Annotated in this window: 8 protein-coding genes; 2 read left to right on the forward strand and 6 right to left on the reverse strand. The window is 30.6% G+C overall.

Annotated elements, in window-relative coordinates:
• Position 1: 1 nt before the first annotated feature.
• The 6 genes from ACFX5D_RS06995 to tsaD all read right to left on the reverse strand — a co-directional run bounded on the left by ACFX5D_RS06995 (position 2) and on the right by tsaD (position 6,350).
• Positions 2-1,093, reverse strand: coding sequence for an AI-2E family transporter (locus ACFX5D_RS06995; RefSeq protein ID WP_379857514.1), 1,092 nt, complete (start codon positions 1,091-1,093; stop codon positions 2-4).
• Positions 1,094-1,168: 75 nt separating this feature from the next.
• Positions 1,169-2,119, reverse strand: coding sequence for a zinc metalloprotease (locus ACFX5D_RS07000; RefSeq protein ID WP_379857515.1), 951 nt, complete (start codon positions 2,117-2,119; stop codon positions 1,169-1,171).
• Between the two features lie 500 nt (positions 2,120-2,619).
• Positions 2,620-3,570 carry a zinc metalloprotease gene (locus ACFX5D_RS07005; RefSeq protein ID WP_379857516.1) on the reverse strand — a complete coding sequence of 317 codons (951 nt, stop codon included), beginning with the start codon at positions 3,568-3,570 and terminating at the stop codon, positions 2,620-2,622.
• Positions 3,571-3,954: 384 nt separating this feature from the next.
• A complete protein-coding gene (locus ACFX5D_RS07010) occupies positions 3,955-4,593 on the reverse strand; it encodes a DUF4159 domain-containing protein (protein WP_379857517.1) in 639 nt (212 codons plus the stop codon).
• Between the two features lie 23 nt (positions 4,594-4,616).
• Entirely contained in the window at positions 4,617-5,324 is a 708-nt protein-coding gene (locus ACFX5D_RS07015) for a 16S rRNA (uracil(1498)-N(3))-methyltransferase (protein ID WP_379857518.1), read from the reverse strand.
• Between the two features lie 3 nt (positions 5,325-5,327).
• Positions 5,328-6,350, reverse strand: coding sequence for a tRNA (adenosine(37)-N6)-threonylcarbamoyltransferase complex transferase subunit TsaD (gene tsaD, locus ACFX5D_RS07020; protein WP_379857519.1), 1,023 nt, complete (start codon positions 6,348-6,350; stop codon positions 5,328-5,330).
• Positions 6,351-6,560: 210 nt separating this feature from the next.
• Here tsaD and ACFX5D_RS07025 point away from each other — a divergent pair, with 210 nt between their 5' ends.
• Both ACFX5D_RS07025 and pfkA read left to right on the forward strand, forming a co-directional pair.
• Positions 6,561-10,994 carry a translocation/assembly module TamB domain-containing protein gene (locus ACFX5D_RS07025; protein WP_379857666.1) on the forward strand — a complete coding sequence of 1,478 codons (4,434 nt, stop codon included), beginning with the start codon at positions 6,561-6,563 and terminating at the stop codon, positions 10,992-10,994.
• Between the two features lie 315 nt (positions 10,995-11,309).
• Positions 11,310-12,296, forward strand: a complete 987-nt coding sequence (pfkA, locus tag ACFX5D_RS07030; protein ID WP_379857520.1) for a 6-phosphofructokinase — start codon at positions 11,310-11,312, stop codon at positions 12,294-12,296.
• Positions 12,297-12,324 lie beyond the last annotated feature (28 nt).

Below are 12,324 nucleotides of genomic sequence, written 5' to 3' on the forward strand. Positions count from 1 at the left end.
ATTAAATATTTTTAGTTAACAGCTGAATTACTTTATTCTCTGGAAAAAATTCTTTGCCTATTACTTTTAGTATGGTATAAAGAGGGATTGCTACAATCATTCCTAAAATACCAAAAAGGAAGCCAGCCATCAATATCACAAGGAATATTTCTAATGGATGAGAACTTACACTTTTTGAAAAAATAATGGGCTGCGATACATTATTGTCAATAATTTGAACTATCCAAAAACCCACTAATACATATAAGGTCGTAGGTAAAATTTCAGATTGAAAATCGCTTCCTAAATTACTAATCATAGTTAGAATCGCCGCTAGAATAGACGCTATTAATGGTCCAATATAAGGAATGATATTTAAAACGGCACATAAAAATGCAATGACAATCGAGTTTGGAATCCCAAAAATGAGTAAAACAATAATATAGGACAAGAAAACGATAAATAATTGAATTAATAAACCGATGAAATAGCGTGACAAAAAGTGATTTATTTTTTCTAAAGAATTCAAAATTTGGTCCTCGTGGCTATCTGGTATTATTTTTTTTGCTCCTAAAATGAATAATAATCGATCTTTCAAAAAGAAAAAAGTAATAAATAAAACGGAGGCCAATCCCATTCCGAAACTACTGATTGTGCCAAAGATTACATTTAAAAAATTAGGTATAAGATTAAAATTTATTTTAGAGGTAATATCTGTTTCTTTTAAAACTCTTGAAGAATCAATCTGATGGCTTTCTAGGAAAATGGAAATTTGATTGATTAATTGAATAATGCTTTTTTCAATCTCAGCAGTATTTAAAAGAGATAAATTCTGACCTTGAGATAATATCAAAGGAATAAACATCATAATAAACCCAGCGATGATAAGTATGAATAGGAATAAAGTTGTAATTGTTGCGAATGTATGATTGAATTTTAATCTTCTTTTAATAAAATCTAAAATTGGATTCCCTATTAATGTAAGAATTAATGCTATTATAAGGTAAATCAGCACCGATTGAATTTGATATAAAAAATAAAGAACCAAAGCGACTGAAACCAGTATGCTGATTGCTCGCAATATGCCATTGGCTATAATTTTTGATGTGATCATTTATACTTTTTAGGATATAAAGATAAAAAAAACTCGCTAACAAGTAGCGAGTTTTGAATTGTAAAATTTAAAAAATTATATTCCGAAACCAGATCTTGCACCACCTGAAACAAATAAAGCAGTCATTCTAGCTTTTTGACCATTAGTAAACATGTACATACCTCTGTCGTCAGTGTAATCCATGTAGTTCATCGTCATTTCATTGTGAGCAGGTAAACATGTACTTACATACGGATAAGTTGGTACACCAAAGTTTGAAGTTTTGTGAACGGGAGTATCAGAAACTAAATCGTCTCCACAAGAAGCATCTCCCCATATATGACGTAGATTCATCCAGTGACCCACTTCATGAGAAGCAGTTCTTCCTAAATTATAAGGATAGCTTGCGGCACTCGATAAACCAAAATAGTTAGAATCAATTACAACTCCATCAGTTGCTAATGCGCCACCCGGAAATTGAGCGTAGCCTAAGATTCCTCCACCAATTGTACAAGCCCACATGTTTAATGTTGTTGAAGGTGTTGTAGGATCTAATCCTCCTTGTTTTGTTTTTTTCATTGCATCTCTAGTTCCCCATGATGTTTTAGTAGTTGATTTTCTATTGATCTTTACTAATTCAAAAGTGATACCAACATTTGCAGCTACACCAGCAAACTCAGTGGGAGTACTACTGAAATCAGGGTTTGTTGCAGTGTAATCTTTGTTTAATACATCGATTTGTGACTGAATTTGAGCATCAGAAATATTTCCTGCGGTAGTGTTGTACAATACATTTACTACAACTGGAATTACCACTTTACCATTTACCAAACGGTTAGTTAACATTGATTTTTGTGTGAAAGCTTCAATTGCGTTCATTCTTAAAGCTAAAGTAGGATCAGCTTTCAATTGTTCAGCCAAAACATCTTGTGATGCACATGAACGACGAGCTATAGCATTTGTTGCAGCAGCAGTAGATTCTGTCGGGTCATTTTGACAAGAGAAAAGCATTAAAAATGCCGTTGCAGTTAAAAGAATTTTTTTCATAATTAATTGGGGTTTACTTGTTATAAAATATAGGTTTTGGTTAATAATGATGCAATTTTATAACAATTTTTTGAATAAAAAAACATATTTAAAAGAAAAATTTAGCGACTATATCGTTTTCGTAAAGTTAATTTGTCTGCTGTAAGGTTTTACTTTACAATTAAATAAATTATGCGAGTTTTTAAATGATTAATAGTCAAAGATTATTGTATTTAATGCAATAATTTAAATATAGTTACAATATTTTCAAAAAAGATGTAGTATACAGCTATTCGTTTTATCTGGTTTTTTAACCATAGTAAAGTTATTTTTTTTATTATTTGAAAATTAATTAAAACGAAGAGATTAATTTAAGAGCTTAATATTAGTAACAGGTATCACAGAAAGTAAATTGTACTATTTTATACCAAGTAGAATAATACTATTTCTTTTGACTTGTAATATTTTAAATAAAAAACTCGCTAATTAGTAGCGAGTTTTAGAATCTTCAATTTTAAAATTTATATTCCGAATCCTGATCTTGCACCACCTGATACAAAAATAGCAGACATTCTTGATTTTTGCCCATTTGAAAACATATACATTGCATTATCATCAGTATAGTCCATGTAGTTCATAGTCATTTCCACCGGAGTTCCTGAACATGTACTGTAATGTGGGTATGCAGGAACACCGTAATTTGCATCGTTATGAGTTGGTGTGTCAGTAACTAAATCGCTTCCACAATTCGCATCTCCCCAAATATGACGTAAATTCATCCAGTGTCCTACTTCGTGCGTTGCAGTTCTTCCTAAGTTGTAAGGAGCGCTTGAAGTTCCAGATAATCCAAAATATTTTGAATCAATAGCTACTCCATCAGTTGAAGATGCTCCACCTGGGAATTGTGCATAGCCTAAGATCCCACCACCAATAGTACAAACCCATAAGTTAAGTTTTGTAGTAGGTGAAGTAGGATTAATTCCACCATAAGTTGTTTTTTTCATGGTGTCAGTGGTTCCCCATGAAGTTTTAGTTGTAGATTTTCTAATTACTTGGTCTAATACAAATGTGATTCCAACATTTGCTTTTACACCTGAAAATAAAGAAGGAACTTTATTAAAATCAGAGTTTGTTGCGTTAAAATCTTGATTTAGTACATTAATTTGAGATTGAATCTTTGTTAGAGAGATGTTTTCGGCAGTTGTTTGGTATAAAACATTCACCACAACGGGAATCTCAACTTTTCCGTTTACTAAACGATTGGTTAACATAGCATTTTGGGTAAAAGCTTCAATTTGGTTCATTCTTAAAGCTAAAGTAGGGTCAGCTTTTAATTGAGCAACTAATACATCTTGAGATGCACAACTACGTTTGGTAAGAGCAGCAGCATTTTGCGTTGTTGTTTCAGTTGTGTCATTTTGACAAGAGAAAAGCATTAAAAATACAGTTGCGGTTAAAAGAATTTTTTTCATAATAATAAAGGGCTTTTGTTATAAAAATTGGTTTTAGTTAATATTAATACAATTATATAACAATTTTTTAAATAAAAAAATATTTATAAAAATAATAAAAACTAATAAGTAACGTCGTAGCGCCTATTTCCAAAGTTCTTAAATAATCATATTTAATTCCTTCGTCTTAGGTAAATTTGTACTAGAGCACTATTTTTTGTTGTACTTCGTTAAAGGCAACTTTGAAATAAAATAAAAAGGAGCGAAGAGAATTGTTTATAAATGATTTAATAATTATAAGTTAAAAACCAATTGTTTGGACAAACGAATGATTTTTTTTTTAAACTATTTTAAGAAAAAGAATTATGAAAAATAATTATAAAAAATTATGATTGTTCGTTTAAACTAATAAGTAAAGATGTAATTTATGATATTAGCACCCATTTTTAGTGCTTTTTCACGAACTTCAATTGGATCGTTATGTACTTCGGGATCTTCCCATCCGTCGCCTAAATCACATTCATAGGTATAAAGCAGTACTAATTTGTTTTCTACAAATATTCCAAAAGCCTGTGGTCGTTTGCCATCATGCTCATGTATTTTAGGTAATCCATTAGAAAAAAGGTAAGGTTTCTGAAAAATGGCATGATTTGAAGGAATTTCTACTAAATCAGTACTTGGAAAAATTTTTTTGATTTCTTTTCTAATGTATTGATCCATACCATAATTATCATCAATGTGAAGAAAACCGCCAGCTGATAAATAATTTCTAAGATTTATTACATCACTATCACTAAACACTACATTTCCGTGTCCAGTCATATGAACGAACGGATAGGAGAGCAAATCGGGACTGCTGGGTTCAACAGTTCCTGGTTTCGATTTTATTTTAGTGTTTATATTTGCATTACAATATTTTATTAAATTGGGCAATGAAGTTGGGTTAGCATACCAATCTCCACCGCCACTATATTTTAATAAAGCTATTTCTTGCGAAAATGAAGAAATCGATACTAGTAATACTATGTAAAATATTTTTTTCATGACTCGCAAGAAGTTATTAATTATTAATTTTCATTAACAAAAACTACACTATGACACGCAACAATTGCTGCAGTTTCTGTTCTTAATCGGGTATTTCCTAAAGAAACTGGAATATAATTTGAATCAAGTGCTAATTCGATTTCTTTTTCTGTAAAATCTCCTTCAGGACCTATGAGTATTGTAACATTTTCATTCGGTTTTAAGGCCGTTTTTAAAGTTTTTTTATCTGTTTCTTCGCAGTGAGCTATAAAATTTAATCCTTGTTGTTTTTGTTTCAAAAATTCTTTTAAAGGTATAGCATTATTTAATTTAGGAAGAAATAATACATTAGATTGCTTCATGGCAGTCAATAAAATTTTATCAAATCTTTCGGTATTGATTACTTTTCTTTCTGATCGATCACAAATAATAGGGGTGATTTCATGGATACCAATTTCGGTAGCTTTTTCTAAAAACCATTCGAAACGATCATTCATTTTGGTTGGAGCTACTACTAAATGCAAATGAAATTTAGGAGTTGCTGATTTTTCAAAAGAAATAATTTTCACTGTGCATTTACTGTCGGAAGCTAAAGTAATTTCGGTCTTAAATAATAAACCTAAACCATTGGTAACATAGAGAATATCAGTATCTTTTTTTCGTAATACTTTAATAATATGTTTGCTTTCTTCTTTGTCAAAAGAAAAGTTTTTAGTGGTTTCATTAATATTTATGTTATAAAATAATTGCATAATTTAGAATTGTATTCTTGCTTTAGAAACGACAGATGAAGTTTCGAAATTTTCAGTTAAAAATTTTTGGTAACCTACAATTCCAATCATTGCAGCGTTATCCGTAGTGTATTCAAATTTAGGAATAAATGTTTTCCATCCATATTTATTCTCCGTTTCTTTTAATGTTTTTCGGATTCCTGAATTGGCAGAAACACCTCCTCCAATTGCGATTTGTTTTATTCCTGTTTCTTTTACAGCTAATTTTAATTTATCCATTAAAATTTCAATTATTGTAAATTGAATAGAGGCACAAATATCATCCAAATTTTCTTCAATAAAATTTGGATTCTCAAGCTTTTTCTTTTGTATAAAATATAAAATAGCCGTTTTTAATCCCGAAAAACTAAAGTCTAATCCTGGAACTTTTGGTTTTGTAAAAGCAAAAGCCTTAGGATTTCCTAATTGCGCATGTTTATCAATAAAAGGACCGCCGGGGTAGGGAAGACCGAGTATTTTAGCACTTTTATCAAATGCTTCACCAACCGCATCATCAGTGGTTTCTCCTATAATTTTAAGGTCAAAAAAATCATTAACTCGCACAATTTGGGTATGTCCTCCGCTAATTGTTAACGCCAAAAACGGGAAAGTAGGTTTTTCAAATCCTTCTTCATCGATAAAATGAGCTAATATGTGAGCATGCATGTGATTTACAGCTATCAAAGGAATTTTCAATGCTAATGCTAATGATTTTGCAAATGAACTCCCAACAAGCAGTGACCCCATCAATCCTGGCCCTTGGGTAAATGCGATTGCTGATAATTGTTCTTTTTGTATCTTTGCTTTTTGGAGTGCAGCAGCAATTACTGGTACTATATTTTGCTGATGTGCCCGAGAAGCTAGTTCCGGGACTACGCCGCCATATTGAGAATGAATTAACTGATTAGCAACAACATTTGACAAGACTTTATCGTTTTGTAAAATAGCAGCAGCTGTGTCATCACATGAACTTTCGATAGCAAGAATAAAAACCTCTGGATTTTGCATAAAAAGGTACAAATTTTGAATTATATTTGACGAACTGATTTTAAAATATTTATTTTTACGGCGGAGCCAAAATTAAAGAATTTTTATTAAAAGGACCACTGTTTCTAAAAGCAAAATAAAATATTATAAAAATTAAAAAAATAAACAAGTATCAAAAAATTTAGAAAAATAGTATTACGTTCTATACTTGGACTTATCCTACTTTTATTGGTGCTTGGTATTGCATTGACAACACCTTTTATTCAAACAAAAATAGCTGTATATTTTGTCCGAAGTCTTAATAAAGATTTTAAAACTGATATTGCAATTGATGGAGTTGCAGTATCTATTTTTGGGGGTGTAAAGTTTAAAAAAGTTTTGATACTTGATCATCATAAAGACACTTTGATTTATGCAAATCGAATTAAAACGACAATTTTAGAGGGTAAAAAATTATTAGATGGTGATTTGGTTTTTGGAGATTTACGTTTAGATGGTTTAATTTTTAATTTAAAAACGTATAAAAACGAGAAATTCTCCAATATTGATAAGTTTATTGCTGCTTTTGAAACCGGAAAAAAGTCAAAAAAACATTTTCTATTAAAATCTTCTAAACTTCATGTTTATAATGGTCATTTCATTTTAACAGATGAGAATAGGGCGACTCCAGTATTAGTTAATTTTACGAAACTTAATGCCTCTGTTGATGATTTTCAATTATACGGTTCAGAAGTTACTACCATAATTAACAAAATGTCTTTTCTGGATCATCGTGGTTTATATGTCGAGAATTTGAGTTCAAAATTTAGTTATTCGAAGAAGAGTATTAAACTAGAAGATCTTGATTTATTAACCAGGGGATCAAAGGTAAAGGGGACGGTCTATTTAAATTATAAAATTGAAGATTTCTCCAATTTTACGGATAAAGTTCAATTTAATATAAAATTGGATACGGCGTCAATTGCGTCAAATGACATTCGATTTTTTTATAAAGAGTTAGGGAAAAACCAACATTTTTTTACCAAAGCAAATATTAAGGGAACGCTGAATGATTTAAGGATAACAAATTTAAATTTAATTGATTCCAAAAACACTCAGATAATAGGTGATGTAAATTTCAAGAATTTATTTGCAAACAAAGAGCATGGGTTTTACATGTATGGTAAATTTGATAAACTTTATTCCAGTTATGACAAGCTGATAGTTATACTTCCTGATATTTTGGGGAAAAAGCTACCAACCACACTAAAAAAATTAGGAAAATTTTCGGCAAAGGGTATTACACATATTACTACTACGACAATTGATGCTGATTTTTCAATGGTAACAGAATTGGGAAAAGTAACTTCTAAATTACAGATGAAAAATATAGATGTGATAGACAAAGCGTCTTATATAGGAAATGTTGTTATTGAAGATTTTGACATAGGTACTTTATTTGATAGAAAAGATATAGGAAGAGTAAGTTTCGATTTAGACGTAGACGGAAAAGGTTTTAAAGAAAAATATTTAGACACTTCGATCAAAGGAGATGTCAGTCAAATTGATTATAATAATTATACCTATAATAATGTTGTTGTAAATGGTAATTTTAAAATGCCTAATTATAAAGGACAACTTTCAGTAAATGACCCTAATTTAAGTATGACATTTGATGGTTTACTGGATTTAAGCAAAAAAGACAGCCGATACGATTTTCATATTAACGTGGAAAATGCGGATTTACACAAATTAAATTTTGTAAAAGATTCAATATCTATTTTTAAAGGTGATGTTGTAGTTCAAGCCTCAGGTAATACGATTGAGAATCTTCAGGGAGATTTGTATATCAATAAAACTTCATATCAAAATGTAAAAGGAACCTATAATTTTGATGATTTTGCGATAAAATCCAGTTTTGATCCAAATAGAGTCCGAACTATAGTTGTGAATTCTCCTGATGTGATGGAGGGTGAAATTGTGGGTAAATACGAGTTTAGCCAATTAAAAAATATGATAACTAATTCGTTGGGAAGTCTTTATACGAATTACAAACCCAATAAAGTTAAAAAAGGTCAATTTCTTAAATTTGATTTTACCATTTATAATAAAATTATTGAAATATTTTATCCCGAAATTTCAATTGGACCTAATACTATTGTAAAAGGAAATATTAACTCAGATAATCAAGAGTTTAAACTAAATTTTAATTCACCGCAGATTAAAGCTTCAGAAAATACATTTGATAATATCCGAATTTCTGTGGATAATAAAAATCCTCTATACAATGCTTACATTGAATTAGATAGCATAAAAACGAAATACTATAAAGTACGAGATTTTAGTTTGATAAATGTAACAATGAAAGATACATTATTCTTTCGTTCTGAATTTAAAGGAGGAAATCAGGGAGAAGATTATTTTAATCTGAATTTATACCATACCATCAATAAGAACAATAAAAATGTGGTTGGGATTAGTAAATCGGAAGTTAAATTTAAAGATTATTTATGGTTTTTGAATGAACAAGAGAGCCCTGATAATCAAATTGTTTTTGATAAAGCATTTAAAAATTTTAACATCGATAATATTATATTGTCTCATGAAAATCAGGCAATCTCATTGATGGGAGATATCAATGGTCCTACATATAAAGATTTAAAATTGAGTTTTAAGGATGTCGATTTAAATAAGATAACACCCGAAAATGAGAAGTTTGTTTTTAATGGAAATATTAATGGCGAGGTACATTACAAGCAAGATAAAAATATTTATCAGCCTACAGCATCGATTGAAATTGATCATTTAAACGTGAACAAAACCGATTTAGGTTTGCTAAATTTTAATATTGAAGGAGATGAAAACTTTAAGAAGTTCACCATTAATTCCACTATTGAAAATGAAAATATAGAGTCTTTTAATGCTAACGGAAATTTTGAAATCGTTAATAAAGAGACTGTCCTAGATCTAAAATTAAAATTCGATAAATTTAATTTAGGTACTTTAAGCTCCCTTGGGGGTAATGTTTTGTCTAATATCAGGGGTTTTGTTTCAGGAAATTCCACTATTCAGGGAAATTTTAAAAAACCAGATATTAATGGTCGACTGTATGTTGACGATGCCGGTATGACGATTCCATATTTGAATGTAGATTATGCGTTGAAAGATAAAACAATTATTGATCTTTCTGATGAACGGTTTTTGTTTAGAGATAATACGCTGACAGATACTAAATATGGAACAAAGGGATCTTTAAACGGAAGTATTCAACATAAAAATTTTTCTGATTGGAAATTAGACTTAACTATAAATTCAAAAAGACTTTTAGCATTAGATACCAAAGACAGTGATGATGCGGCTTATTACGGCACTGCATTTATTGATGGTACTGCAACTATTAAAGGACCTACAAATGGACTTTTTATAAAAGTTGACGCAAAATCTGAAAAAGGAACGACCATTAAAATTCCAATTAACAATGCCCAAAGTGTAAGCGATAATAGTTTTATTCATTTTGTTACTCCAAAGGAAAAGTATAATATTGAAAAAGGCATCTTTGATAATACCAGAAATTATAAAGGACTAGAATTAGAATTTGATTTAGATATAACACCTGATGCCGAAGTTGAAGTTATTTTAGACAGAAATACGGGACATGGAATGAAGGGTAAAGGTTTTGGATCTTTATTATTTAAGATAAATACATTAGGTAAATTCAACATGTGGGGAGATTTCCAGGCATATGAAGGGAGTTATAACTTTAAGTATGGTGGATTGATAGATAAGAAATTTGCAGTAAAAAAAGGCGGATCAATTACCTGGGAAGGAAATCCTATGAAAGCACAATTAAATTTGGAAGCAGTTTATAAAACTACCGCAAATCCTGCTGTACTTTTAGAAAATTCGTCTTTTAATACAAAAGTACCTGTTGAAGTTATAATAGGTGTTCGCGGAGATTTAACTAGTCCGGAGCCTGAATTTAATATTGAATTCCCAACGGTAAGCAATGTTTTGAAATCTGAGATTCAATACAAATTAAATGATAAAGATGTAAGGCAGACTCAAGCTTTATATTTATTGTCTTCAGGAGGTTTTTTAAGTCCGGAAGGAGTTAATCAATCTGATTTTTCTGGAAGTTTGTTTGAAACTGCTACAAGTTTATTAGGTGGTATAATCCGCACGGATAATGAGAAATTTAAAGTTGGATTCAATTTTGTTTCTGCTGATAAAAGAATCGGAAGAGAAACGGACGGAAGATTTATAGCTACCATTTCATCCAAAATAAATGAAAGGATTACAATAAACGGAAAAGTAGGGGTTCCTTTTGGAGGAATAAATGAATCAGCAATTGTAGGTGATGTCGAAGTACTTTACAGGGTAAATGAAGACGGCACCATGAACTTACGTCTCTTTAACAAAGAAAATGATATTAATTATATAGGGCAAGGAATTGGCTATACACAAGGAGTAGGGGTTTCTTACGAAGTGGATTTTGATACCTTTAAAGAATTTGTCAATAAAATATTCAAAAGCCATAAATTAGGAGTTGACAATAGCCCAAATCCTGTTATAGAAAAGCAGGATTCTGATTTAACTCCGGATTACATTAATTTTTCGAATCAAAAAAAATCAAAAACGAAAAAACAGGTCATCGATCGGGAAGCTATAGCACCTGAAGAGGATTAATTAAATTGATTATCATATTTCGATAAAAGATTTTGGATTGATCCGGTTGTACTTTATTGTAAAAGATTTTGCCTACTTTTTACTTAAATTCTCATACCTCATTTCTTAAATATTTAATTATTAACTATCTTTAACTATTAATACTTAAAAAATAATTGATTTTTTTAAATTTTGTTAATTAAAACCAATATTTTTTTACTTTTTTAAAAACTTACTAACGAAAACGTTTGAATTTAAAGGACTGTTCTAATTTATTAAAAACTCAGCTCTATAAGTGCTGAATGTTTGTTAATTTTACACTTTAATACTTAAATAATGCCAAAAACAATAAAAAAGGTTGGCGTTCTAACTTCAGGCGGAGACTCGCCAGGAATGAACGCCGCGATACGTTCAGTTGTTCGAACATGTGCTTATCATAACATAGAATGTATAGGAATTTATAGAGGATATCAAGGAATGATTGAAGGTGACTTCAAAGAAATGGGACCTCGTAGTGTAAATAACATAGTTAATAAAGGAGGGACGATTTTAAAATCGGCTCGTTCTACGGAATTCAGAACGCCAGAAGGTAGAGAAAAAGCACATGAAAATCTTTTAAAAGCAGGAATTGATGCTTTGGTGGTAATTGGTGGTGACGGAACTTTTACTGGAGGTTTGTTATTTAATAATGAGTTTAATTTTCCAGTAATGGGTATTCCCGGAACCATTGATAATGATATTTTTGGAACAAGTCATACATTAGGCTATGATACAGCTTTGAATACCGTTGTAGATGTAATTGATAAAATTAGAGATACCGCAAGTTCTCACAACCGACTGTTTTTTGTAGAAGTAATGGGTAGAGATGCAGGTCATATTGCTTTGAATGCCGGTATTGGTGCAGGAGCAGAAGAAATCCTTATTCCTGAAGAAGATTTAGGATTAGAAAGATTACTTGAATCCCTGCAAAAAAGTAAGGCTTCCGGTAAATCATCTAGTATAGTTGTTATTGCTGAAGGTGATAAAATAGGGAAGAACGTATTTGAATTGAAAGATTATGTTGATGCTAATTTACCGGAATATGACGTACGTGTTTCAGTTTTGGGTCATATGCAACGTGGTGGTTCACCATCTTGTTTTGATAGAGTTTTGGCAAGTAGACTAGGAGTAAAAGCGGTTGAATCGTTAATAGAAGGAAAATCGAGCTACATGGTTGGCTTACAAAATGATAAGGTAACGTTGACGCCATTAGAACAAGCTATTAAAGGTAAAACAGAAATAGACAGAGAATTATTAAGAGTTTCAGACATCATGTCTACATAAATAAAAAAATGAAGTTTATTGCGAGGAA

The organism is Flavobacterium fructosi (assembly GCF_042787335.1).
Taxonomy (GTDB): domain Bacteria; phylum Bacteroidota; class Bacteroidia; order Flavobacteriales; family Flavobacteriaceae; genus Flavobacterium; species Flavobacterium fructosi.

What these genes read in the sequence shown, in the direction of transcription:
- ACFX5D_RS06995 (WP_379857514.1), bottom strand. Translation starts at nt 1,093, where the DNA reads ATGATCACATCAAAAATTATAGCCAATGGCATATTGCGAGCAATCAGC.
- ACFX5D_RS07000 (WP_379857515.1), bottom strand. Translation starts at nt 2,119, where the DNA reads ATGAAAAAAATTCTTTTAACTGCAACGGCATTTTTAATGCTTTTCTCT.
- ACFX5D_RS07005 (WP_379857516.1), bottom strand. Translation starts at nt 3,570, where the DNA reads ATGAAAAAAATTCTTTTAACCGCAACTGTATTTTTAATGCTTTTCTCT.
- ACFX5D_RS07010 (WP_379857517.1), bottom strand. Translation starts at nt 4,593, where the DNA reads ATGAAAAAAATATTTTACATAGTATTACTAGTATCGATTTCTTCATTT.
- ACFX5D_RS07015 (WP_379857518.1), bottom strand. Translation starts at nt 5,324, where the DNA reads ATGCAATTATTTTATAACATAAATATTAATGAAACCACTAAAAACTTT.
- tsaD (WP_379857519.1), bottom strand. Translation starts at nt 6,350, where the DNA reads ATGCAAAATCCAGAGGTTTTTATTCTTGCTATCGAAAGTTCATGTGAT.
- pfkA (WP_379857520.1), top strand. Translation starts at nt 11,310, where the DNA reads ATGCCAAAAACAATAAAAAAGGTTGGCGTTCTAACTTCAGGCGGAGAC.